The sequence below is a fragment of the Vibrio sp. YQ_11 genome (assembly GCF_043103065.1).
GTDB classification, from domain to species: Bacteria; Pseudomonadota; Gammaproteobacteria; order Enterobacterales; family Vibrionaceae; genus Vibrio; species Vibrio parahaemolyticus.
In genome coordinates, this window is record NZ_JBICJM010000029.1 from 41,703 (window position 1) to 66,668 (window position 24,966).

Sequence of the window (24,966 nt, forward strand, 5' to 3'; positions counted from 1 at the left end):
TTAACCTACAAGATACTGATTAGTTTATAAGCTAATTCACAGTCTTAGTGAGTAATTTCATTATTTTTAAATCCCTTAATAACGGAGAAAAATAATGAAAAACATCATCTTAGTATCTTTAGTCACACTCTTATCCTTCCCTACTCTTGCTGAAACTTGTGGTCAACACCTTGATAAAGGCATACCTTCAAGCAACAGCGATCAGTTCCTTTGCCGAGATGGCTATGCGGTTGGGTACAACTACAACACCAAAAATGCAGACTGGGTTGCCTACCACATTACCGCAGAAAGCGTGAACATCACCAACAAACGCAGTAACGCCTTCCAAGAAGACACTGAAATGCCGGATTACGCGCGATCTACCCTAGCGGACTACAAAGGCTCAGGATACGACAGAGGGCACCTTGCGCCGTCAGCGACAATGGATTTCACCCAAGAGTCAATGAAGCAAAGCTTTTTGATGAGCAACATGTCACCTCAACTGCCGGGGTTTAACCGAGTTGGTTGGCGCGTTCTAGAAGAACATGTTCGTGATCTCGCCAATGAGTACAATGAGCTTTATGTGGTGACCGGACCGATTTACCAAGGTAACGAAGGAACAATCGGTAATGGCGTGGTGATCCCGAGCGCATTTTACAAAGTCATTCTTGATCCAAGCTTTGATGAAGCCATTGCGTTCATTGTCCCGCATCGTGATGTTTCAAGCTCTGAGTTAGCCAACTTTATTACCACTATTGACGAAGTTGAACGTCAAACTGGATTAGACTTTTTTGCTCAAACGCCAGATAGCATCGAAGACAACATGGAATCAGTAAAATGGGAAGAGATGTGGCCAACCAACCAGTAATTGAGTGACTGTCGCGATTCCTAAACCGCAATAAAAAAGCGCCTGAAGTAGGCGCTTTTTTGATAATGTTCAACCACATAGAAACGATAACTTAGTGCGGAGAGATATTAGATAGACACTGAATGTGAATCGTGATCTCTTCACGGTCATGATACAGATGCTTTGCTTGCAGCTTGAATTTCACCTTGTTCTCAATCAAGAACATTTTTAGATTTTCAAGATCTTGCAGTACTTCATCGTAACGGCCTTTCATTGGCAATTTCAGGTTAAAGATGGCTTCTTTAGCCCAACCTTTAAGCAGCCATTGGCCCATAAGATGTGCCACGCGAGCTGGTTTCTCAACCATATCACACACAATCCAAGTCACGTTCTTGCGGTCTGGTTCAAACTTAAAGCCATCCACCATGTGGTGCTTAATTTGACCGGTTTCCATCAAGCTGTCTGCCATCATGCCATTATCAACACAATGAACGAACATAGAACGTTTCACTAATTGGTACGTCCAACCACCTGGACATGCACCTAAGTCAACGCCCCACATGCCTGGCGCTAAACGCTCATCCCACTCATCTCGCGGAATAAATACGTGGAAAGCTTCTTCCAGTTTTAGCGTTGAACGGCTTGGTGCGTCTGCTGGGAATTTCAAGCGAGGGATACCCATAAAGAACTGCGAGTTGTTGCCTGGTAGTGAGTAACCCACATAACAATGACCCGGTGCGACAAAACAGATGTGTAGCACTGGCTTCTTCGCGTTGTCTTTATTCCACATCAAACCTTTACCACGCAACGCTTGGCGCATTGGTACGGTGAACTTGCGGCAGAACTTCAATAGCTCTTTTGCTTCGTTCGTGTCTGGCGTTTCGATACGTAGATCGCCACAACGTGGGAACGATTCAAACTCTGACAGCTCGGCAAGAATTGGGCTGATGCGGTCTTCACTTGGCAGCGCTTCAAACTCAGCCGCTACAGCAAACATCTGACGCGCAAAAATCAATGAGCTAAAGTCTAAGCCTTTAACTAGCTTCTCTGCGTCTCCATCTTGGTAACACTCGAAGACAACATAACCTGAGTTTTTCTTCACACGAGGGAAGCCATACACTTCCAACTGTGTCGCTTTGTCCTGAATTTCACCAGCACACTCTTTCTCAAAGCCGGAACGGCAATAGAGCATTAGTTGTTTCACTTGGAGACCTCTTTGATATTAAACGCAGCAAAAAAGAACAGACACCAGCCGATCATGAACATGAATCCTCCCATTGGGGTGATTGGTCCAAACCATTTAATGCCCGTCAGCGCCAGCGCGTAAAGACTGCCGCTAAAACAAAAGATGCCGATGATAAAGCAAATCGCCGCGATGAAAAAATATTTTTGCGCTTTTTGTCCCAAATTGAGCAGAAGCAAAATGGCACAAAATGCAACCGCTAAGGTGTGGATGAACTGATACAACACGCCCGTCTCAAACACGCCAAGCAAATAAGGCGCAAGCTTGGCTTTTAGGCCGTGCGCTGCGAAAGCACCTAGTGCAACAGAAACTAGTCCCGAAAGTCCCGTAAAAGAGAGTAACCACTTACTTTTCACTGTACACCTCATTGATGAATGCTGACAGTTGCTCTACTGCAAGTGCAATATTGCCCGCTTCGGTATGTCCCGAGCTCTTGCGCGGCTTAAAGCTATGGTCGCCATCAGGTAAGAAGCTCACTTTCACTTGCTGAGAAAAGACAAACTCATCAAACTCTTCACGCTTACCAAAAGTATCTCGCTCACCTTGAAGAATCAGAGTGGGCTTGTCGATGCTTGCAAGATGATCACCTTTGAATTTTTCTGGCTTACCCGGAGGGTGAAATGGAAAGCCTAAACAGGCAATGCCCGCCACCAGCTCGTGCTCTGCGAGTAAACTCGCCATTCTCCCCCCCATCGACTTGCCACCAATGACCACGGGAGAAGAAGCAAAGTGAGCGATCACTTCGCTGTATGCTTCGAGCAACTTTGGGGCGCGATCGGGCGGACGCTTTTTGCCATCTTCCGAACGTTTCACCATGTAAGGGAAATTAAAACGCACCACACGAATGCCTTGCTCAACTAATCCTTTGGCGACAGTAGTCATGAAGTCATGCTCCATCCCCGCCCCTGCGCCGTGAGCAAAAACAAACAGCGGCCCGTTTTCAGGCCCCTCAACTATCCACTGGCTCATCCAATACTTCCTCTTGTTCTTTTCTCGCCGTTGCCAGCATCCAATCTCTAAATGTCGCGATGCGTCCCATGTCTGCCTGCTGCTCATGGCACACCACATAGAAGGCATTTTTGGAGATAAGCACCTCATCAAACGGCGCAATCAGTCGTCCCGCTTCCATTTCTGGTTTTGCTAACACGTTGTTGCCCAATGCTACGCCTTGTCCGTGTGCAGCAGCCTGCAGCACCATAGTCGAGTGGCTGAAAATCGGACCGTGATTCACGTTAATGCCTTCGATGTTGTAGTGACGAGCGAACTGCTTCCAATCTTTGCGCGAAGTATCATGTAACAAAGTGTGTAATTTGAGGTCACTTAGAGATTCTAATGGTTTGTTACCTAAAAGTAACGAAGGTGAACAAAGTGGGATCAGAAACTCTTGGTACAGTTTATCCGCTCGCAAACCCGGCCAGTTCCCACGGCCATAGTAGATCGCTACATCTACATCATCAGTCAGTGAACCTTCATCCATATCCACAGCTTTGATGCGTACATCGATGTCTGGCTCTTGGGCATTAAAGTCCGCCAAACGAGGCACCAACCACTGAATGGCAAAACTCGGTGGCAAGCTGATGGTCAACGCACCTTTTTCACTACGTTCCAATACCTTATCGGTAGCTTCAGCAATCGAGGTAAAGATGTCTTTGATGTCGAGAAAGTAACTTTGCCCTTCTTCTGTTAACAGCAAAGAACGGTTACGGCGACGGAAAAGTTTTAGAGATAGAAACTCTTCTAGGGCTTTAATTTGATGACTCACTGCGGCTTGAGTCACAAATAACTCTTCTGCCGCACGCGTAAAACTGAGATGACGAGCGGCTGCTTCAAATACTCGAAGCGAATTTAAAGGAGGCAATCTGCGAGACATATGGGACCTCAAATAGGATTAGTTTTTTTAATCTGAAACATTATAAAATGTCCGTTGTCGAACAGCCAGATAAATTCTATATTTCACCCCGCAACACGAGCCTGAACGGCTTGATTTCCTTGGAAATCAATTGGCTTCGTTGTTGCGATGTTGTGTTTGCAAACTCGTATTTCGAGTTAGGTAGATTTCTACCATGATGTTTTGTCCACACTCCCTGTGACAAAACAGATACTTCCTGTATTTATTTTTGACCTGTCTGTCAAATTTGTTACACCGCCTTTTTAGGCGGTGTTTTTTTATCTAAAGAAAATCCCACCTTTCAAATCTGGCATCAACATCACTTTTTATCGCATTTCGGATTAATTATCGTTATATCAACACAACCAATATAGCTTTGCGATAAGCCTCAACATTATGCCGAGTTACGCTTATTTATTGCGCGATCAAAAACAAAAAAGCGCAAATTACATCAGCAATTTGCGCTTTGGGTCTGCTTAAGATCACCGCCATTGGCGGCCATCGAAAGTGTGTTTATTTACTGAGTGACTATGGACGGTAAACTTTCACGTTGTTAAAGCCTTGCTCTTGCAAGTAAAGCGCTTGCAGACGGCTCATTACGCCACGGTCACAGTACAATAGGTAAGTTTTCGACTGGTCCAGGTCACCGAACTGCGTACCCAGCTTGTAGAACGGAATATGTTTCACATCCACACCAGCGATTTCTAGTGGGTTATCGTCTTCCTCATCAGGGCTACGAATATCCAATACTACCGCGTGTTCTTCTACCGCTTGTACTTGCTCGACTTCTGGTGCCGCTTGCTCAGATTCTTTTGCGATATCACGAATGTCCATTTGACGCGCTTCGTAAACCACTTTCTCTAGAATGCTGAAGTCAAACTTCGCTTCTTCTGCTTCTAGCTTCTCTTTCACCGCTTTTACTGTTGGCTTCTTAGAGATCACGCCACAGTACTCTGGCATGGTTTTCGCGAAGTCTTCTGTACCGATTTCACGAGCTAAGTTGATGATGTCTTCTTTATCCCAGTTGATAAGAGGACGCAGAATCAGCGTATCCGTAACATTATCGATGTGACGAAGGTTCGTTAGCGTTTGGCTAGATACCTGGCCAAGAGCTTCACCCGTTACCAACGCTTCAATCTTAAACTTCTCAGCAATCATGCCAGCAGCGCGCATGAACATACGCTTCAAGATGACGCCCATTTGACCGTCATCTACTTTCTCAAGAATTTCAGCAACCACAGGTTCGAAATCAACAGAGATGAAACGCACCTTCGCTGATGAGCCGTATTTGTTCCATAGGTAGTGAGAAACCTGCTTAACGCCGATTTCATGAGCTGGGCCACCTAGGTTAAAGAAACAGTAGTGAACTTTAGAGCCACGTTTGATGTGTAGGTAGCTTGATACGCCAGAGTCGAAACCACCTGAGATCAGGCTTAGTACGTCTTCTTGAGTACCTAGAGGGAAGCCACCTAGACCTTTGTGACGTGCCAACACTTGGTTAAGTTTGTCACCCGACACTTCAACTTTTACCGTCACATCAGGGTTGTGCAATTTAACGCGTGCGCTTTCTACTGCTTGGTTTAGACCACCACCAACGTAACGTTCAAGCTCGATAGACGTGAAGTCATGCTTACCACGGCGTTTTGCACGAACCACAAACGTTTTATTTTCAATAAGCGGACGGCTAAGTTCCAGCACCTGCTCGTAGATGTCGTGCAGGTCTTTAAACTCAGATTGCTTCACTTCTAGAACGTGATGAATGCCTGGCGTGTGAGTCAGGATTTCTAAAACTTCAGCGTGGTATTCGTTGCTCTCAGAGGTCACTTCAATGTGATCACGACGGTTAAATACTGCGACAGACTCCGTGCGGCTCTTGACGATGTTACGAATGTTGCACTCTAAAATCTTTGTGAAGCGCTTACGCACAGATTCACTTTTTACAAAAATTTCTGGATGGGGCTTTACAATAAATTTCATAGTCTAATTCGCAGGTTAGTTTCGCAATCAACAATGAGTGAACTCTCATAACTATAGAATCAAATCGAAATCCGCGTGAAAGGCACGCCGTTTTCAACGATGTAATGAGCTCACTTTTAGGGCGCAAGATTATATACCCAAACAACCTTAAGATGCTAGGTGCAGCGAGAATGCCTTGGATTGTAGGCAAGGCTTCGATTTTAAGAACAAGCGACTCTCGACTAAAAATCTTCAATAAAAAAGCGAGCACTCTGCTCGCTTTTTATCTTCTGAACTATTTATAGACGCGCTTTGTTATTGAATAACGGGCACTTCTTCACTGTATAAAGGTTCACCTTGCATGATACTGATTTCAACACGACGGTTAAGTGCGCGGTTTTCATCAGAATCATTCGGCACCAAAGGCTCGGTATCCGCCATACCTCGCACACGAAGACGCTGATGCGAGAAACCTCTGACCTTTTCCATCTCTTGAACGACCGACACCGCACGCTGCGATGACAAGTCCCAATTCGAGCGATACAGCTCAGAATCCAAACGCTGATTGTCTGTGTGACCAGAGATTCGGACAATACCTGGCACATCTTTCACTAGCTCAGCAATCTGTCGCACTAATGGTCTGAACTTCGGTTGCAGGAATGCAGAACCTTCTGGGAATGCGCCTTTCTCTCGCATTCGTATAACGATTTGCTGACCGAGGTTCTCCACTTCAATCGCACCTTGTTCGATTTCACGTTCGAGCGCCTTCTTGATGCTCTCCATCAAGGTTTCCATCTCTTGTGACATCTCTTCAGACTGCTGCTGTTGCATGTCTGACTCTGCGGACTGATTGCTTTGCGTCGAGGTTTCCGGTGATTGACCGCCCGTCAGCTTGCCTTCATCACGCTTAGTACCACCAGCTCGGTCAGACTCACCTTCGTGGAATTCTAGCGTCTGCTGAGTGATATCCATGGTTTGTTGCATGATGACATCAATCGGTGTCGGCTCAGGACGGCCTGGTCTAAATTCTTGTGCGATGATGCTGGTGCCTTTAGGAATGTCTTTCACTTCCAGTTGGTTTTGCACACCAAATGCAAATTTCATCGAACCAGCAATCTGTTTGAACTTCAAAACATCCATTTCAGAGAATGAAAGCAGCAGTACGAAGAAGCACATCAACAGCGACATCAAGTCCGCGAATGTCCCCATCCACAACGGGAGACCGGGTGGCGGACAATCGCATTTGTTATCTTCATCATCCATCACAAATCTCCGCGATTACTCATCAATCTCAAGAGCACGTTTACCCTCGTTGAGGTAGTTCTTCAGGTAGCTGTCGATAACTCGTGGGTTTTGACCATCTTGAATGGCAAGTACGCCGTCCATGATCAAACGGCGGTTAAGCGTTTCTTGATCACGGCGTAAAGAAAGCTTATCGGCAATTGGGAAGAACAGCATGTTTGACAACACCGCACCGTAAAGTGTGGTTAACAGGGCTACCGCCATTGCAGGGCCGATCGCTTTTGGGTCATCCATGTTCGAAAGCATCGCAACCAGACCAACCAGCGTACCGATCATCCCCATCGCTGGAGCAACGTCACCAAACGCCCGGAAAACACCAGTGCCTTGCGTGTGTCGCTCATCCGTCAAGGCAATGTCTTTTTGCAACGCAGCGCGAACCACATCCGCATCGTGACCATCCACCAAAAGGTCAATGCCTTTCTGCATAAAGCTGTTGTTGATTTCCATCTCTTCCAAAGCTAGGAAACCGCCTTTACGCGCCGCATCAGCCATTTCAACAATCTTTGCGATGAGGTCTTCTGGCTCATCGGCTTTAAACATGAATGCCTTGCCTGCAATTTTCGCCGCACCAAAGAACTGGCCGAGCGTAAACTTCATCAATACTACAAATGCAGAGCCACCTACTACGATAAGGATCGATGTAACGTCGACGAACATGCCGATACTGCCACCTAGCACCATTGCCATGATGACGAAGGCAAAACCACCGATCAAACCTATTAGGGTTGCTAAATCCACAAAGCACTCCTCACGCTATTTTAATACTGCCGTTAGGCGGATTATTACTTGTATCGACAACTAGAACAGATTTTTTAGGAAAATCTTAGCTAATAGATCACAAATTAACGCCAACAACCTTAACTAAAATATGGGGTTTGTCTAATCAGACCCGTTTAGAGCCAATTTTGTGACAATTATGTAAGGTTAAATTTGACCAAGTAACTAGGCTAAGGTAACTTTCGTGCATCCTATTCAAGGCTTGATTAAGGCAGAAAAAAGATGGCGGTCAAGAAACCAGAAAACATGACCTTCGAAGCAACCATTGAAGAGCTTGATAGCTTGGTTGATCAATTAGAAAACGGCGATCTTGCCCTAGATGATGCCTTACGTAAATTTGAACGAGGCATTGCCTTAGCTCGTGCTGGCCAAACCAAACTGAGCGACGCAGAACAGCGCGTAAGCATTCTTCTTAGCGAAGATGACGAAGCCCCTCTTAGCGACTTCAAACCAGATTCAGAATAACCATCAGTAGTGAGCAATGTGATGCAACAGACATTGACGTCTTTCCAAGAAAGAAACAATCAGCAATTGAATTTGTGGCTAGAACAGCTTCCATATCAAGAGCAGCCATTGATTCAAGCAATGAAATACGGCCTTTTGTTAGGCGGCAAACGCGTTCGCCCATTTCTTGTTTACATCACAGGTCACATGCTCGGCTGTAAACCTGAAGATCTAGACACTCCAGCTTCAGCCATCGAGTGTATTCATGCCTACTCGCTCATCCATGACGATCTTCCTGCTATGGATGATGATGATCTGCGCCGAGGTCAGCCAACCTGCCATATCAAATTTGATGAAGCGACCGCCATTTTAACCGGTGATGCCCTACAAACTCTTGCTTTTACCATCATTGCTGACGGTCCGTTGAGCCCAAGCGCAGAAAACCAACGTGTCAACATGATCAAAGCGTTAGCTCACTCCTCTGGTGCGAACGGCATGTGTGTCGGCCAAGCATTGGATTTGGGTGCGGAGAATCGCCAAGTTTCTCTTGCAGAAATGGAAGATATACACCGTAAAAAAACCGGAGCTCTGATTGATTGTGCGGTAAAATTAGGTGCTCTGGCCGCTGGTGAAAAAGGTATCGAGGTTTTACCTCATTTAGAACGCTATTCAAAAGCAATTGGTTTGGCGTTTCAGGTTCAAGACGATATTCTTGATATCATTAGTGACACAGAAACATTGGGTAAACCTCAAGGTTCAGACCAAGAACTGAACAAAAGCACTTACCCATCCCTGCTGGGTTTAGAGGGATCCATTGAGAAAGCTCACACTCTATTACAGGAAGCACTTCAAGCATTGGAAGCTATCCCATACAATACTCAGTTACTCGAAGAGTTCGCCCGATACGTCATCGAGCGCAAAAACTAACACTATAAGCGCGCATTTATATGACTCTTGATATTTCAAAGTACCCAACACTGGCGTTAGCAAATACACCGGAAGAATTGCGTCTTCTTCCAAAAGAAACATTACCAACTCTGTGTGATGAGCTGCGAACGTATCTGCTAAATTCAGTGAGCCAATCTAGCGGACACTTAGCGTCTGGCTTAGGCACCGTAGAGCTAACTGTGGCTCTGCATTATGTTTACAACACACCCGTAGATAAACTTATCTGGGATGTTGGTCATCAGGCTTACCCACATAAAATTTTGACGGGTCGTCGCGATCAAATGCCAACGATTCGTCAGAAAGACGGCTTACACCCTTTCCCTTGGCGCGAAGAGAGCGAGTACGACACGCTATCAGTTGGTCACTCTTCTACTTCCATCAGTGCAGGGCTTGGCCTAGCCATCAGCGCTCAAAAAGAAGGGAAAGGTCGTAAAGTCATCAGTGTGATTGGTGATGGTGCGATTACTGCAGGCATGGCATTCGAAGCCATGAACCACGCAGGCGATGTTCACCCTGACATGTTGGTGATTCTGAACGACAATGAAATGTCGATCTCAGAAAACGTTGGCGCTCTGAACAACCACCTAGCGAAAGTGCTTTCCGGTAGTCTTTACACCTCTATCCGTGAAGGTGGAAAAAAAGTGCTATCAGGTGTGCCACCAATCAAAGAACTGGTTCGTCGCACTGAAGAACATCTAAAAGGCATGGTTGTCCCTGGCACTCTGTTTGAAGAGTTTGGCTTTAACTACATTGGTCCAATTGATGGGCACGATGTGAATGAGCTCGTTAAAACACTGAAGAACATGCGTGAGCTTAAAGGCCCTCAGTTCCTGCACATCATGACTAAGAAAGGCAAAGGTTATGAGCCAGCAGAGAAAGATCCTATTGGCTACCACGGCGTCCCTAAGTTCGATCCAAGCCATAACTGCTTACCAAAAAGCAGTAGCGGCAAACCAACTTTCTCAAAGATTTTTGGTGACTTCTTATGTGACATGGCTGCGCAAGATCCTAAGCTAATGGCAATTACGCCAGCAATGCGTGAAGGTTCTGGCATGGTGCGTTTCTCGAAAGAGTACCCAGATCAATACTTTGATGTGGCAATTGCAGAGCAACACGCTGTGACACTTGCAACGGGTATGGCAATTGCTGGCGATCATCCGATCGTGGCTATTTACTCAACCTTCTTGCAACGTGGTTACGATCAACTTATCCATGACATCGCTATCATGGACTTACCAGTAATGTTCGCTATCGACCGCGCAGGTTTGGTCGGTGCAGATGGTCAAACACACCAAGGTGCCTTTGATCTTAGCTTTATGCGCTGCATTCCTAACATGGTGATCATGGCACCAAGCGACGAAAACGAATGTCGCCAAATGCTGTACACAGGTCATAAGCACACTGGACCAAGTGCCGTACGTTATCCTCGTGGTAGTGGTATGGGTACAGAAATCGAAAAAGAGTTTACCGCTCTTGAGATTGGTAAAGGTCGAGTGATACGCAAAGGTGAAAAGGTGGCAATCCTGAGCTTCGGTACTTTCTTACCGAATGCACTAGAAGCAGCTGAAAACCTCAATGCAACGGTTGCTGATATGCGTTTCGTCAAACCTCTTGATGAAGCATTGATTCGCCAACTCGCTGATGAACATGACGTTCTTATCACACTAGAAGAGAACGCAATCGCAGGTGGTGCTGGCGCAGGTGTTATTGAATTTATGATGAAAGAAAAAATCATCAAACCAGTACTCAACCTTGGCTTGCCTGATAAATTCATCCATCAAGGTACTCAAGAAGAACTTCACGAAGAACTCGGTTTAGACGCAAAAGGGATTGAAAAATCCATTGCGGAATACCTTGCGAAGTAAGCAATTAAATAGCAAAAAGGGATGCCAATGGTATCCCTTTTTAATTCTTGTTGTTCTTCGAGTGATAGGTGATGTACTAACTCATCCAACCCGCATACTTTGCAACGAGAAACAAAGCAATAGCAGCCATAATACCCGCCACAATATCATCGAGCATAATGCCAAGCCCGCCATGGATGCGTTTGTCTAACCAACCTATTGGCCACGGTTTGACCATATCGAAAAAGCGGAAAAGAATGAAACCCGTCAACAACCATTTCCATTCCGTGATAGGAATATTCAGGGCTGGTACAATACTCATGGTGATCCAAAAGCCCGCAAACTCATCCCATACAATTGAACCGTGATCATGCACCTTCATATCATCTGACGTGACTTGGCAGATTTTGATGCCAATCACGCACGAAAGTAATACCACAACGACATAAGCTGGAAATGGCAGCTGCGCAAACAACAGAAAAAACGGAACCGCAGCAAGCGTCCCCATTGTTCCAGGAACTACTGGCGACAAACCACTGCCAAACCCTGTCGCCAACAAATGCCACGGGTTCTTTAATGAGATCAGAGAAAGAGGGTTGGTCATATCCTTAAACCTATACTGCTAGTTTAACTCGATGAGCTTATTTAAAGTGGTCGAAACCACTTAAATCCCAGTCGAGAGGTTGGTTGTTATCGTGAAGCTCAAACGTTCCATTTGGTCTAATTTGGCCAATGCACGTCACTTTGCACCCGCTATAAGACAAAGCACTCTGCAAAGAACCTCGATTTTGTTCTGATACAGTGAAACACAACTCGTATTCTTCACCGCTAGATAAAGCATACTGCTGTGCGCTGACCTTATCATCTAAAAATTGTACCAGCTCTGAGGAGATTGGTAATTGAGACACATCGATACTCACACCAACTTGTGAGCGTTTTAAAATATGTTTGATATCCGAAATCAGGCCGTCTGAAATATCAATCGCCGAAGATGCTAATCCTACCAAAGCTTGCCCCGCTAACACTCTCGGAGTACTTAGGTAATGGGCTTTTTCTAGTTCATCAGCACCAATACGACTGCGAAGTGTTTCATCTAAGATGACATCCAGCCCTGCTTTTGCGTCACCCAAATTCCCCGTGACATACACCCAGTCCCCGACTTTCGCGCCAGAGCGAGTCAGCGCTTTGCCCTCAGGCACAAAACCTTGCACTGTCAGTGTTAGGCTTAATGGGCCTTTCGTTGTATCACCGCCGATTAACTGAATACCAAAGTAATCCGCCAGTTCGAAAAACGCATCACAGAATGGTGCGAGCCATTCTTCATCCGCTTCAGGCATGGTCAATGCAAAGCTTACCCAAGCTGGTGTTGCGCCCATGGCAGCTAAATCGCTGATGTTGGATGCAAGCGCCTTGTGAGCAACCCAAGCAGGGTTCGCGTGAGGAAGGAAATGGGTTCCAGCAACCAAGGTATCGGTGCTGATAGCAATCTGTACATTTGCTGGCGCCTTAACGAGAGCGCAATCGTCCCCAGCGGCGAGGTGTACGTCTTTGCGCTGGTTTTGTCGGCCAACAAAATACTTATCAATCAGGTTAAATTCACCAGACATAATTCATTTATCTTTTCATGCCAATGGCATTGATATCATACAAAAAAGGTCAGCATGTGCTGACCTTTTTATTGAAGAAATCGTTATTTCTTACGTACGTGTGGTGCGGCTTTATCTAGCACACCGTTCACGAATTTGTGGCTGTCTTCTGCAGCGAATACTTTAGCAAGTTCAATCGCTTCGTTGATTACCACTTTGTAAGGAACATCTTCGCGACGAGTCATCTCGTACATAGCAAGGCGAAGAAGAGCAAGTTCCATCATATCTAGATCCTGCATAGGACGAGATACGTAAGGACGAATTTTGCTATCTAGCTCAGCGTGGCTAAGTACAACACCGCTTAATAGTTCACGGAAGTAAGCAACGTCTGTTTCTGGAGCAGCAAGTGCTGGCTCAGATGCACGAAGTTCTTCTTCATCGTATTTGTCGCCAGACAAAAACTGTTCTTCAATCGTGGCAACATTCTCTTTAGTAATTTGCCATGAGTAGATCGCCTGTAGAGCGAATTGACGTGCGTTACGACGTGCGGCTGGTTTCACACTGGCCCCCATTAGGAATCAATTTCAGATAGTACATTAATCATTTCAAGTGCGCTTAGTGCAGCCTCTGCACCTTTATTACCAGCCTTGGTTCCTGCGCGTTCAATCGCTTGATCGATAGTATCAACAGTCAGCACACCGAATGCGACTGGAAGACTGTATTCCAGAGACACTTGTGCTAGGCCCTTGTTACATTCACTACAAACATAATCAAAGTGTGGTGTACCGCCACGGATTACTGTACCTAGAGATACGATCGCATCGTATTTACCAGTTTTAGCAACACGTTGAGCTACTAGAGGTAGTTCTACGGCACCTGGACAACGTACAACAGTGATGTTGTCTTCGCTTACTTGTCCGTGACGCTTTAGTGTATCGATCGCACCAGAAAGTAAGCTTTCGTTAATAAAACTGTTGAAGCGAGAAATAACGATAGCAATTTTTGCATTTGGCGCTGGGAAGCCACCCTCGATCACTTTCATAAGCTTTCCTTTAACTCTATTTATAAGTGAAATTTGTTCATCAAGTGAGAATCGCCGGATTCTAGCACAAATTTGTGAGCAATATCTAATGGAAATTGGCCGCGTGTCACGAGTTCCTAGTCCACACCAAAATAGGTGTGCATGGGACTAGGAACTTATCGTTCACTTCTTATTCGCAAACGTATTCAACCACGTTCAGGCCGAAACCGCCCAATGCATGGTATTTTTTGTTGGTCGAAGACAGAAGACGCATATCGTGAACACCAAGGTCAGCGAGAATTTGCGACCCCACTCCCACGCGGCGAGACGTGCCCTGCTTTTTCGCTAAAGTCGGTGCTTCGCCTTTATCTTGCGCTTCGAACATCTTCACGCGGTGGATGAGCAACTCGGTTGATTCTTCATTGCCAAGAACAACCAGAACACCGCCTTCTTCACCGATACGCTTCATCGCTTTATCCAGTGTCCAGCTGCGCTCTGCATTGCGGTCACTGCGTAATACATCGGTGAATACGTCTTGTAGATGCACACGAACCAGCGGCGCCTCGCCAGCCAAATCACCTTTACACATCGCGTAATGCACTTGATTATCGATGGTGTCTTTGTAAGTCACCAAAGTGAACTCACCGTGTTCAGTTGGCAGTTTGCATTCTGCTACACGCTCAATGGTCGTTTCTGTGTTGTTGCGGTATTCGATAAGGTCCGCAATAGTGCCTAACTTCAAGCCGTGTTTTTCAGCAAAGATTTCAAGATCAGGACGGCGAGCCATGGTGCCGTCGTCGTTTAGAATCTCAACAATCACAGAAGCAGGCTCAAGCCCAGCAAGGCGAGCTAAATCACAACCCGCTTCGGTGTGACCAGCGCGAGTCAATACACCACCATCTTGCGCAGCAAGAGGGAAAATATGACCCGGTTGAACCAAGTCCGCCGCTTTTGCGTTTGGCGCAACCGCAGCTTGAACGGTGCGTGCGCGGTCAGCCGCTGAAATACCCGTGGTGACGCCTTCAGCAGCTTCAATAGAAACGGTAAAGTTAGTGGTGTACTGCGCGTTGTTGTCTTGCACCATTGGCGGCAAGCCGAGATTTTCACAACGCGCTTTAGTCATGGTCAGACAGATCAAGCCACGACCGTAAGTCGCCATAAAGTTGATCGCTTCCGGCGTAATATGCTCGGCAGCCATGATCAAGTCACCTTCATTCTCACGGTCTTCATCATCCATTAGGATGACCATTTTGCCTGCACGAATATCATCAATAATTTCTTGTGGTGTACTGATTGGCATATTCTGTTTCCCGTTATTCTAAAATTTATTTTCAGACAGCAATGCGTGAAATCTTATTGCAATGGTAATGACATCAACAGTTTGAGCCTTGCACAATGCAAGTCAATTGCCCTAACGATGTTCTGTGAATCCGGTCTGTTATGGCAATTATCGCAACGTGGCTGAGCGCTTACGCAAAGCCATTTTGTTGTAAGAAATCCATGGTGATGCGAGATTCAGGCTGCTCTTCTTGCTGACCTTGCAGCAAGCGTTCCATGTAACGCGCCAACACATCCACTTCTAAATTCACTTTGCGGCCCACTTGGAACTGGTCAATGGTGGTTTCTTCACTGGTGTGAGGCACAATCGTCAGTTTGAATGCGTTTTTACGTAAATCATTCACCGTTAAGCTGATACCATCAACGGTGATAGAGCCTTTTTCTGCGACGTACTTGCTGATCTCAGCAGGCATCGCGACCCAAAACTCTATCGCACGACCAACTTGATTGCGCTCCACAATTTCACCCACGCCGTCCACGTGTCCAGATACAATGTGTCCGCCAAAACGTGTCGTCGGCAGCATGGCTTTTTCTAAGTTAACCTTTTCGCCTACTTGGTAGTTTGCAAAACCGGTTTTTTTCAAGGTCTCGAGAGACAAATCCGCGCTGTAGTAATTGCTGCCAAAGTCAATCACCGTTAAGCACACACCGTTAGTTGCGATGCTGTCGCCTAACTTCACGTCAGACATGTCTAACTTACCTACTTCTACCGTAACGGTAATGTCTTCGCCTTTTGGCGTAATCGCAGTTAATTTACCAACTGCTTCTACAATTCCTGTAAACATAGTGCTTCTTTTCTAAATTTCTTTACGTACAACGGTGGCGGTAATACGGATATCTCTGCCCACCATTCGCACATCAGTAATATTTAAATCGATGACCTGCGCCATCTCCGTCAATCCCAGCGCGCCAATTAAACCACGTCCATCGCTTCCCATTAGTTTCGGAGCGAGATAGACAATCAACTCATCTACAAGGTTAGCTTTGATTAGAGAACTCGCGAGCGTCGCTCCAGCTTCCACCCATAAATGGTTGATATTATGCTGAGTCGCGACCGCTTTTAGGGTCGCAGCTAAATCAATTTTTCCGCTTTGGTCTAGTTGTGGACAAACATCGCCTTCGCTGCTGACAATAATTCGCTCACCTTCGGTACTGAACAGTTTAAGGTCATCACTCAGTTTCTGTTGACGGTCGAGTATTACCCTTGCTGGTTGGCGAACTTCCGTCAGCTCATAGTGCGCTTGAACAGTCTGTGGCAAATCATCCCAACGAACGTTGAGAGAGGCGTTATCATCCATCACTGTTTTGCTTGTAGACAGAATGCCACCGCTTTGCGCTCGATAACGCTGCACGTCTTGGCGAGCCTGTGGGGAGGTGATCCATTGGCTCTTGCCATTACTTAGCGCACTCTGTCCATCTAAGCTTGCTGCCATTTTTAATTGGATAAATGGCATGCCTGTTTGCATGAATTTAATGAAGCCACGATTGAGCTCAATCGCATCGTTTTCTAACAGTCCAACCTGAACCTCAACTCCGGCTTCACGTAGCATTTGGATGCCACGTCCAGCCACTTTTGGATTCGGATCTTCCATCGCACACACTACTCGCGCCACTTTGGCTTTTATCAATCCTTCAGCGCAAGGTGGCGTGCGTCCATAGTGGGAGCACGGTTCAAGGGTAACGTATGCCGTTGCACCTTCAGCTTTATCACCAGCCATGCGCATCGCGTGCACTTCAGCATGGGGCTCTCCAGCGCGATGATGATAACCTTCACCAATGATCACGCCATCATGAACAATTACGCAACCGACGTTCGGGTTTGGAGCCGTCGTATAAATGCCGCGTCGAGCTAACTTGAGCGCACGCGACATCATTGAAAAATCTTGAGGAGAAAATGGAGACGCAGAAGTGTGTTGAGGCATGATTTAATCAGTCTTCAAGGCGGGCAATTTCTTCGCCGAATTCACGAATATCTTCAAAGCTACGATAAACCGATGCAAAACGGATGTAAGCCACTTTGTCGAGCTCTTTAAGCTGATCCATAACCAAGTTACCAATCATTTGGCTCGGTACTTCACGCTCGCCAGTTGCGCGGAGCTGCGACTTAATCATACTGATTGCAAGCTCGATAGAGTCGGCACTTACCGGACGTTTCTCTAATGCGCGCTGAATGCCACCGACCATTTTATCTTCATCGAATGGTTCACGATTGCCATTCGACTTAATGACTTTAGGCATGACCAATTCTGCCGTTTCAAACGTAGTAAAACGTTCACTACAGGCTAAACACTGGCGGCGGCGACGGACTTGATGACCATCCGCAACCAATCGGGAATCAATTACTTTTGTATCGTTCTCTGAACAAAAAGGACAATGCATATCACCTCCAAATAACGTGCCTTTGGGGCCGTCCCAAAAGCCAGACTAGTGTAGCGGAATTGATATGTGAGAGAAAACAAAAAGGGGCACTAGTGCCCCTTTTTCAATCAATATCGAGTCGAATCTGTTAACTGCGTGCTAAGTAGTTCGCTTTGCCGACCCATTTGTAGCTTGTTAATTCTTCCAAGCCCATCGGGCCACGTGCATGCAGCTTTTGAGTTGAGACGGCCACTTCAGCCCCCAAGCCAAACTGAGCACCGTCAGTAAAGCGCGTTGCCGCATTCACATAAACTGCAGCCGAGCCCACCGAATTGATGAACAACTCTGAGTTAATCAAGCTGTTGGTCATGATTGCATCTGAGTGACTTGCATTGTGAACTCGCATGTGATCAATCGCCTCTTTCACGTCAGCGACAACTTTTACACCTAACGTGTAGCTTAGCCATTCGGTATCAAAATCACCTTCTACGGCATCGCGAATTTGCGTAGCTTGAGCCATTAGCGCTTTCGCTTTTGGTTCTGCTACAAACGTCACTTTGTCACTCATTCGCTCGACAATCATTGGCAAGAATTTCGCCGCCACTTTCTCGTGAACAAGCAGTGTGTCTAGCGAGTTACATGCCGAAGGACGTTGAACTTTCGAGTTTTCAACCACGTTTAGCGATTTCTCTAGGTCCGCGGATTCATCAACAAAAATGTGACTGATACCAAAACCGCCGATGATCACTGGAATTGTGCTGTTCTCTTTACACATTTTGTGCAGACCAGCTCCACCACGTGGGATGATCATATCAACGTAGTCATCCAGTTTAAGCAGTTGAGAAACCAGCTCGCGATCTGGCTTTTCAATGTACTGTACTGAAGCGGCTGGCAAGTTTGCTTTTGCAAGGGCTGATTGGATAACTTTCACAAGTTCCATGTTAGAGAAAAACGTCTCTTTACCACCGCGTAGGATGCTGGCGTTACCCGTTTTCAGGCACAGTGCGGCAATGTCGATAGTCACATTTGGACGCGCTTCATAAATCACACCCACAACACCAAGTGGTACACGGCGGCGAGAGAGAGACATGCCGTTTTCTAGCACTTTACTGTCGATTTCGCTGCCCACAGGATCGTTTAGGCTGATCACATTGCGAACATCATTTGCAATGCCCGTTAAGCGTTCTTCATTCAGCAGTAGACGGTCTAACAGCGCATCGGTCAGACCAGCTTCGCGACCAAGTTCGATGTCTTTTGCGTTTGCTGCCAAAATCGCAGCTGAGTTTGCTTCTAGCTCATCTGCGATGATCGCTAGAGCTTGGTTCTTTTGAGCAGTTGACGCCGTCGCCAATTCGAAAGCTGCATCTTTAGCAGCTTTACCCATATTCGTTAAATCCACGTTGCTTCCCTCAATTTCTATTCTTGAATGACGACAAGATCATCGCGATGAATCACTTCTGAGCCGTAGTCATGACCCAAAATAGAGATGATGTCTTTACTGTGTTTGCCAGTAATTTTTGCCAAGTCTTCACTTGAGTAGGCACTAATACCACGCGCAACCAGTTTGCCATGAGAATTTGTTACGCGAGCAACTTCACCACGGGCAAAATCACCGCTCACCTTGATGACCCCTTTTGCTAGCAAGCTGCTGCCTTTACCAACAACCGCATTTACCGCACCATCATCGATGATAATGTCACCCGATGCAGCAGGACCTGCGAGGATCCAACGCTTACGGTTTTCCAATGCTTCTGAACAAGGTAGGAAACGCGTACCTTGAGGCTCCGTGCTCAACGAGTCAAAAATTACGTTTGGCGCGCTACCTGCTGCGATAATAACTTCAATACCCGCGCGACGTGCGATGTCGGCTGCTTGAAGTTTCGTCGCCATACCACCCGTACCGAGTGTTGTACCGCTGCCGCCAGCAATTTTACGCAACGTGTCATCAATGGTTTTAACTTCTTTGATCAGCTCTGCATTCGGATCTTTTCGTGGGTCTGCAGTAAACAGACCTTTTTGGTCTGTCAGTAGCAATAACTTATCTGCACCACACAAAATACCCACTAAAGCCGATAGGTTGTCATTGTCGCCGACTTTGATTTCACTGGTGGCTACTGCATCATTTTCGTTCACGATTGGAATAATATCGTTCGCTACAAGCGCATTGATGGTGTCACGCGCATTAAGAAAACGCTCACGATCATCCAAGTCAGCACGAGTCAATAGCATTTGACCTATCTTGATACCGTAAATACCAAACAAAGACTCCCATGTTTGAATCAAACGACTCTGACCCACAGCAGCAAGCAACTGTTTGCTCGCCATCTCGTTGGGCAGTGCGGGGTATCCAAGATGCTCACGGCCTGCTGCAATTGCACCAGACGAAACCATTACCACTGAATGGCCTTGTTTCTTAAGCTCAGCACACTGACGCGCTAGCTCAACCATGTGAGCGCGATCTAGTGCCAATGTGCCGCCTGTCAGCACACTTGTACCCAGTTTCACAACGACGGTTTGTGGTTGCGAAACAACTGCGTTTTGTTGATTCGTTGTCATGATGTCTTCTGAAGTGAAAAACAAATAAAGAGAGGATGTTTTAACAATCAAATAGGGATTTAACAAGAGAAAAGGTGCGAAAACGCACCTTTTTGTTCAGTCGAAAAAGAAAACCGCCAAATCAGGCGAAATCAAATGACTCGGTATGATATTCCACTTCGAGTTTGAAGTGTTCAGCCAAGGTATCAATGAGCTTCTGATGAAAGGTACTTTGTGTAAAGTACACTTCCTCTACCACTTTTTGCGGCAGAGCTTCAGACACCCATTTCCCTTCTTTGTTGTATTTCCCAATATGGTACTTAGCGGTAAAGCCCCCTTCGATGGATTCTAAATCCATCCACCAGCCCCAGAACTCGCGTTTCTCAGGTGACTTTTTGTCATCTACACAAACAGATAGACAATCAAAATAGTAGCGCCCTTCTTGTGATTGCGGTTCACGCAGGTAAGGCCCAATGGCCTTCAGCTTTGACATCAAGCGAAAGTGTGTTGGACCCTGAGTCGTCTCTGACATATGAATCTCCGTTTCCATATAGTTAAAGTAAACACCCAATAATGATTATTATTTTTTATTATCATGAGCTTATTTTTTGCTCAGGTATATCACTCTTAACTAAATTAGGAGATTTGTCATCTTAATAATTCATCTTCCAACCACTTTATCGCCAAATCGAGGGATTGCTCATATCCTTTTGTAATTGTCTTGGAACTGATCTTCTTCGCCTGCCCATAGTGGCTAAATAGCGCGACTAACTGGTTGTCACTGTAAGGAGAAACGGGGTCACCTTCTAAGCTCAACGCTAAAATGGGCACCTTAGTTTTACGACTGCTCAAGAAGCCTTGAACTTTCAATGACCAAGCCATCATCTGTCCAGCCATGCTGTTGATATCAACTGCGCTTTTACCCAAACGAGAAGCCAGCATATCCAGATACATCTTCGGCATTTTTTGCAGCTTTTTCGGCGAGGTAAACAGATCATGCACCGGTGCGCCTAGTGCCACACACGCTTTGATCTTTTCTTGCTCAAGAAAAGACAGACGAACCATGGCATTGCCACCAAAACGAAAACCGACCAAACCAACTTTGTGATGATCGACGTAAGGAATGGAATAAAGCTCATTCAACACGGCTTGATGAAGACAGCTTGAATCTTCCGTCAAAGGCCAATGAGAACTGTGTCCGACTGATGGCATATCGACGGTTAACATTGCAATATCTTTAGGAGCAAAGTGATTGCGGAACAAACGCCACATGTCGGTTTGTAAACTGTCAAGTCCTGCACTCACCATCACAACTGGCAGCTGCTTATCGGTTCTTGGCAAATGCAAGTTAGCGATAATTTTGCGTTTTTGGTAAGGCACCTCAATTTGCTTGATGGTGTATTGAGTTTTCTCAGCCCCTTCAGAATAGGCTTTGTTTGCTAACACCTGAGCCTGAAGCGCCAAGTTGTCGTTTTTTAAATGAGGATAGCCCGCAATGCTGAAACACAACGATGCGGTAAACAGCTCGTCGGCAGCATCCTCACCTTTAAGATCATTGGCACGTCGTTGGTGTTCCATACCTAACTTGATCCACTCAAACGTCCAGTTACCGCTGTGATACCCCATCACAGTATCTAACCAATCATCGTGAGTACGAGAATGCGTTGACGAAGCAATGCGCGACAATACGCCTTCCATTTCAATTGGAGATAAGCCTTGCCACGCCCACTGCAAGCGACGCAAATGACGATACCAAGCACGATCTTCTTGCTGTTCTCGATCATCAAGAATCTTTTTGCTGGTTGGCATGTATTGAGTGAGCGCGGAGGTTTCTTTCGCTTGCTTATGTTTTACGAACAAAGTCTCGGAAAGATTTTTACTGACGTCTTCAGACATAGGAAGAACCTTTGGCTATTAGCATTAGATGTAATGATAATAAAAAAAATGCCCCTATAAAGGGGCATTTCTCAATATTCTTCGCTAGCGATTACTTTTGCTTGCGGTTTACTGGCTCTGCGTACTGGATAGACATATCCCAAGGTTGCTCGATCCAAGTGTCTTGCGCGATGTCTACTACGTAGTCATCTAACAATTCTTTACCCGATGGTTTTGCACATACTGCAATCATTTTTGCTTTCGGGTACATTTCACGCAGTTTGCGCGCTGTATCACCGCTATCTACTAGGTCTTCAACGATTAGGTAGCCTTCACCATCGCCTTCAGGTGCTTTAAGCACTGTCATATCACGTTGATGATCATGGTCGTAGCTTGAGATACAAATTGTATCAACGTAGCGAATACCCAGTTCACGAGCCAAGATAGCACCCGGTACTAGACCGCCACGGCTTACCGCCCAAATACCTTTCCATTGCTCAGCTGGCATCTGTTTCTCAGCCAGTTCACGGCAGTAAGTCTGCATCGCATCCCAAGTGATAATGAATTTTTTACTCATTGTAATAACCTAATAATTTGAAAATATGCATCCTCAAAATCTAGCGAAACGGCTTTAAAGCGGAATATTCACTATGCTCTCCAGAGGTCAGGAGACGAGGATTTCAAGCTGCGCAAACGATTATTCTACCGAAACACACCGTTAATACCAACGGTGATATCAAAATTCTCCGTCTATTACGCAGAAAAATCGAATTCAGTGAACAACGCTAAAAGCAAAAAGCCAGCACGAACAGCTTTTACTGCTCGCGCTGGCTTTTTAAAAGTAATTACCCGGCTAGGTATTTAACGATGAAGATGGCAGACATAACCCAAACACTCATCGATACATCGCGGCCTTTGCCACTAAACAATTTGATTGCAGCATACGCAATAAAGCCTAGGGTGATACCTTCTGCAATAGAGAAAGTAAGCGGCATCACAAGACAAGTTACAACAACTGGAGATGCTTCAGTTAGGTCACGCCAATCAATGCTCACCAAGCCAGAAAGCATCAAAATTGCTACATAGAACAATGCACCTGACGTTGCATACGCAGGGATCATACCCGCTAGTGGCGAGAACAATAGCGCAAGCAGGAAGAGTACACCAACAACCACTGCGGTTAGACCAGTACGACCACCAGCAGCTACGCCCGAAACACTTTCAATGTATGAAGTCGTGTTTGACGTACCTAGCAACGCACCAACAGAAGTCGCTGTTGAGTCAGCAAGTAGTGCTTTGTTTAGACGAGGAATGTTGCCATTCTCATCCGTTAGACCGGCTTTTTGAGAAACGCCAACGAGCGTACCAGCCGTATCAAATAAGTCGACGAATAAGAAAGCGAACACAACAGAGATCATGCCGACTTCAAATAGCCCCGAGAAATCCAATTGCAAGAATGTTGGTGCGATACTTGGTGGGGTTGACATGACACCGTTCCATTGCACATCACCAAATAGAAGACCAAGCGCCGTCACACCCAAAATCGCGATCATCACTGCACCTTTCACACCACGGTGAACAAGCGCGATAGTAAGGAAGAAACCAATCGCCGCCAACACTGATGGCAATGACGTGATATCGCCCATTGAAACCAATGTCGCTGGGTTATCAACCACAATACCTGCGTTTTTAAGGGCGATAAACGCCAAGAAAAGGCCAATACCTGCAGAAATGCCGGTGCGAAGCGAATGCGGGATCGAGTTAATGATCCATTCACGAATCTTAAAAATGCTCAGCAGAATAAATAAAACACCAGAAACAAACACTGCAGCCAGCGCGACTTGCCATGTGTAACCCATGCCTAACACAACGGAATATGTGAAGAATGCGTTTAGACCCATGCCCGGAGCCTGAGCTATTGGGTAGTTTGCGACTAAACCCATAATGAAACAGCCAATCGCGGCGGCAAGACACGTTGCAACAAAGATCGCACCACGATCCATACCGGTATCAGACAAAATAGCTGGGTTTACAAAAATAATGTAAGCCATGGTAAGGAAGGTCGTAATACCTGCAATGATCTCAGTGCGCACATTTGTGCCGTTTTCACTAAGTTTAAAGAGCCTTTCGAGCATGATCGAATCCTGTAAAGGTAAAAAGTAAACGGTTGCGTAATCGATTGGCAGGAATTATAAAGTTATCAAATAGCAAATTCTAGATAGAATCATCACTCTAAAGCGATTTTTTTCGCAGGATATGAAACCCATCCGTTAGTATTTAAAATCAAGAATGAATATAACGCTTATTAAACAATAACTAACCGCTCATGTTCACTTTGCCTTCAATGCGTGCAAATTGAGCAATGTTCTAAACTTTCAAACAGAAATGGACGTTAAAGGGCAATATTCACTCACAATTTACTGCGTAAGTGGGATTCCTTTTAGCAGCAATAAGAGAATGGAGGCTTAGTGGTGGAAATTTGGTCGGAAGTAGAAAAAAGAGATAAAAAAACGCCACTCAATTTGAGTGGCGGTGAATCATGTCAGCACTATCACTGAAAAAAAATTCCAATTTATAGGGGTGAACAAACTGTTCGAGTCACATGCGTTGACTTCACTTAGTAGCCAAAGCTTGTTGGGTATACAAAGTTACCGGTATATACAGATTTGCTATTCCAGAACATTGCACTTGGTAAACCTTTCATAAATATCACCTTCTAAATCAATTAAAACAGTCGTTGATTTCTCGGTTCCTTGGAGGCGATAAACGGACTCATCCTTTGAGCATTTCATTCTTCATCTCAGAAGCTGGTTACAAATATACCACCAAGAAATTTAATTACAAGCATTTTAGTGATAAAAGTCACAAAAAAACCATAAATTGACGTCAATCAAATTTTAACTGTAATTAAATTACATTTTTTGTGAATTAAAAATTATTCTACTTTCAGTTCATATAAACATAAGCGCATTTACGACCTATACCATGTTCATAAAGTGTGACAGTGAGGAAGGAAATCCTTTTG

The 24,966-nt window shown here is 45.6% G+C and carries 25 protein-coding genes; 4 read left to right on the top strand and 21 right to left on the bottom strand.

The features are described from left to right. Nucleotides 1–94 precede the first annotated feature (94 nt). A complete protein-coding gene (locus ACF8EG_RS11980) occupies nucleotides 95–847 on the top strand; it encodes a DNA/RNA non-specific endonuclease (RefSeq protein WP_024700108.1) in 753 nt (250 codons plus the stop codon). A 91-nt stretch (nucleotides 848–938) separates the two neighbouring features. Here ACF8EG_RS11980 and rlmM read toward each other — a convergent pair whose 3' ends face one another. The 7 genes from rlmM to pomA form a co-directional block, all read right to left on the bottom strand. Then, nucleotides 939–2,030: a 23S rRNA (cytidine(2498)-2'-O)-methyltransferase RlmM gene (gene rlmM / locus ACF8EG_RS11985; RefSeq protein ID WP_005459145.1), complete on the bottom strand. Its 1,092-nt coding sequence runs from the start codon at nucleotides 2,028–2,030 to the stop codon at nucleotides 939–941. Continuing rightward, nucleotides 2,027–2,425 (bottom strand): DUF423 domain-containing protein, encoded by a 399-nt coding sequence (locus tag ACF8EG_RS11990; RefSeq protein ID WP_005496247.1) that lies wholly within the window; start codon nucleotides 2,423–2,425, stop codon nucleotides 2,027–2,029. Before ACF8EG_RS11990 ends, rlmM begins: the two co-directional genes overlap by 4 nt. After that, a complete protein-coding gene (locus tag ACF8EG_RS11995; protein ID WP_025631515.1) occupies nucleotides 2,415–3,038 on the bottom strand; it encodes an alpha/beta fold hydrolase in 624 nt (207 codons plus the stop codon). Before ACF8EG_RS11995 ends, ACF8EG_RS11990 begins: the two co-directional genes overlap by 11 nt. Then, nucleotides 3,019–3,939, bottom strand: coding sequence for a transcriptional regulator GcvA (locus tag ACF8EG_RS12000; protein WP_011105705.1), 921 nt, complete (start codon nucleotides 3,937–3,939; stop codon nucleotides 3,019–3,021). Before ACF8EG_RS12000 ends, ACF8EG_RS11995 begins: the two co-directional genes overlap by 20 nt. 546 nt (nucleotides 3,940–4,485) lie before the next feature. Continuing rightward, on the bottom strand, nucleotides 4,486–5,934 hold the full coding sequence (gene thiI / locus ACF8EG_RS12005; protein ID WP_005488737.1) for a tRNA uracil 4-sulfurtransferase ThiI: 1,449 nt from the start codon (nucleotides 5,932–5,934) through the stop codon (nucleotides 4,486–4,488). A 294-nt stretch (nucleotides 5,935–6,228) separates the two neighbouring features. Then, on the bottom strand, nucleotides 6,229–7,176 hold the full coding sequence (locus ACF8EG_RS12010) for a flagellar motor protein MotB (protein WP_069506742.1): 948 nt from the start codon (nucleotides 7,174–7,176) through the stop codon (nucleotides 6,229–6,231). A 15-nt stretch (nucleotides 7,177–7,191) separates the two neighbouring features. Next, nucleotides 7,192–7,953: a flagellar motor protein PomA gene (gene pomA, locus ACF8EG_RS12015; protein ID WP_005482965.1), complete on the bottom strand. Its 762-nt coding sequence runs from the start codon at nucleotides 7,951–7,953 to the stop codon at nucleotides 7,192–7,194. A gap of 261 nt (nucleotides 7,954–8,214) precedes the next feature. Between pomA and xseB the strand changes: the two genes are divergently transcribed. Genes xseB through dxs form a run of 3 tightly spaced genes read left to right on the top strand, consistent with a single transcriptional unit; the run spans nucleotide 8,215 to nucleotide 11,249 of the window. Next, nucleotides 8,215–8,457 carry an exodeoxyribonuclease VII small subunit gene (gene xseB / locus ACF8EG_RS12020; RefSeq protein ID WP_005381566.1) on the top strand — a complete coding sequence of 81 codons (243 nt, stop codon included), beginning with the start codon at nucleotides 8,215–8,217 and terminating at the stop codon, nucleotides 8,455–8,457. A 21-nt stretch (nucleotides 8,458–8,478) separates the two neighbouring features. Next, nucleotides 8,479–9,363 (top strand): (2E,6E)-farnesyl diphosphate synthase, encoded by an 885-nt coding sequence (ispA, locus tag ACF8EG_RS12025; protein ID WP_206948686.1) that lies wholly within the window; start codon nucleotides 8,479–8,481, stop codon nucleotides 9,361–9,363. Between the two features lie 20 nt (nucleotides 9,364–9,383). After that, nucleotides 9,384–11,249: a 1-deoxy-D-xylulose-5-phosphate synthase gene (dxs, locus tag ACF8EG_RS12030; RefSeq protein WP_069506748.1), complete on the top strand. Its 1,866-nt coding sequence runs from the start codon at nucleotides 9,384–9,386 to the stop codon at nucleotides 11,247–11,249. 76 nt (nucleotides 11,250–11,325) lie between these two features. Here dxs and pgpA read toward each other — a convergent pair whose 3' ends face one another. The 14 genes from pgpA to ACF8EG_RS12100 form a co-directional block, all read right to left on the bottom strand. Further along, the gene (gene pgpA, locus ACF8EG_RS12035; RefSeq protein WP_069506750.1) at nucleotides 11,326–11,832 is read right to left on the bottom strand and encodes a phosphatidylglycerophosphatase A; all 507 of its coding nucleotides are present in this window, start codon (nucleotides 11,830–11,832) and stop codon (nucleotides 11,326–11,328) included. Between the two features lie 37 nt (nucleotides 11,833–11,869). Further along, nucleotides 11,870–12,835 (bottom strand): thiamine-phosphate kinase, encoded by a 966-nt coding sequence (thiL, locus tag ACF8EG_RS12040; RefSeq protein ID WP_005496252.1) that lies wholly within the window; start codon nucleotides 12,833–12,835, stop codon nucleotides 11,870–11,872. Nucleotides 12,836–12,918: 83 nt separating this feature from the next. Continuing rightward, nucleotides 12,919–13,386 carry a transcription antitermination factor NusB gene (gene nusB, locus ACF8EG_RS12045; RefSeq protein ID WP_005456038.1) on the bottom strand — a complete coding sequence of 156 codons (468 nt, stop codon included), beginning with the start codon at nucleotides 13,384–13,386 and terminating at the stop codon, nucleotides 12,919–12,921. After that, nucleotides 13,386–13,856, bottom strand: coding sequence for a 6,7-dimethyl-8-ribityllumazine synthase (ribE, locus tag ACF8EG_RS12050; protein ID WP_005440184.1), 471 nt, complete (start codon nucleotides 13,854–13,856; stop codon nucleotides 13,386–13,388). Before ribE ends, nusB begins: the two co-directional genes overlap by 1 nt. Nucleotides 13,857–14,025: 169 nt before the next feature. Further along, nucleotides 14,026–15,135 (bottom strand): bifunctional 3,4-dihydroxy-2-butanone-4-phosphate synthase/GTP cyclohydrolase II, encoded by a 1,110-nt coding sequence (gene ribBA / locus ACF8EG_RS12055; RefSeq protein ID WP_005496254.1) that lies wholly within the window; start codon nucleotides 15,133–15,135, stop codon nucleotides 14,026–14,028. 169 nt (nucleotides 15,136–15,304) lie between these two features. Further along, nucleotides 15,305–15,958 carry a riboflavin synthase gene (locus ACF8EG_RS12060; RefSeq protein ID WP_005483039.1) on the bottom strand — a complete coding sequence of 218 codons (654 nt, stop codon included), beginning with the start codon at nucleotides 15,956–15,958 and terminating at the stop codon, nucleotides 15,305–15,307. 12 nt (nucleotides 15,959–15,970) lie between these two features. Continuing rightward, nucleotides 15,971–17,095: a bifunctional diaminohydroxyphosphoribosylaminopyrimidine deaminase/5-amino-6-(5-phosphoribosylamino)uracil reductase RibD gene (gene ribD / locus ACF8EG_RS12065; protein WP_069506753.1), complete on the bottom strand. Its 1,125-nt coding sequence runs from the start codon at nucleotides 17,093–17,095 to the stop codon at nucleotides 15,971–15,973. Nucleotides 17,096–17,102: 7 nt separating this feature from the next. Then, nucleotides 17,103–17,552, bottom strand: coding sequence for a transcriptional regulator NrdR (gene nrdR, locus ACF8EG_RS12070; RefSeq protein WP_005482986.1), 450 nt, complete (start codon nucleotides 17,550–17,552; stop codon nucleotides 17,103–17,105). Nucleotides 17,553–17,679: 127 nt separating this feature from the next. Beyond that, on the bottom strand, nucleotides 17,680–18,930 hold the full coding sequence (locus tag ACF8EG_RS12075) for a glutamate-5-semialdehyde dehydrogenase (protein WP_020840182.1): 1,251 nt from the start codon (nucleotides 18,928–18,930) through the stop codon (nucleotides 17,680–17,682). A 17-nt stretch (nucleotides 18,931–18,947) separates the two neighbouring features. Further along, entirely contained in the window at nucleotides 18,948–20,087 is a 1,140-nt protein-coding gene (gene proB / locus ACF8EG_RS12080; protein ID WP_005483011.1) for a glutamate 5-kinase, read from the bottom strand. A 121-nt stretch (nucleotides 20,088–20,208) separates the two neighbouring features. Next, the gene (gene crl / locus ACF8EG_RS12085) at nucleotides 20,209–20,598 is read right to left on the bottom strand and encodes a sigma factor-binding protein Crl (RefSeq protein ID WP_005455997.1); all 390 of its coding nucleotides are present in this window, start codon (nucleotides 20,596–20,598) and stop codon (nucleotides 20,209–20,211) included. 116 nt (nucleotides 20,599–20,714) lie between these two features. Next, complete coding sequence (gene frsA, locus ACF8EG_RS12090) at nucleotides 20,715–21,962, bottom strand: esterase FrsA (protein WP_005455935.1); 1,248 nt, start codon at nucleotides 21,960–21,962, stop codon at nucleotides 20,715–20,717. A gap of 91 nt (nucleotides 21,963–22,053) precedes the next feature. Further along, a complete protein-coding gene (gene tet(34) / locus ACF8EG_RS12095; protein ID WP_005381590.1) occupies nucleotides 22,054–22,518 on the bottom strand; it encodes an oxytetracycline resistance phosphoribosyltransferase domain-containing protein Tet(34) in 465 nt (154 codons plus the stop codon). Between the two features lie 268 nt (nucleotides 22,519–22,786). Then, on the bottom strand, nucleotides 22,787–24,076 hold the full coding sequence (locus tag ACF8EG_RS12100; protein WP_005456001.1) for an NCS2 family permease: 1,290 nt from the start codon (nucleotides 24,074–24,076) through the stop codon (nucleotides 22,787–22,789). Nucleotides 24,077–24,966: the final 890 nt, after the last annotated feature.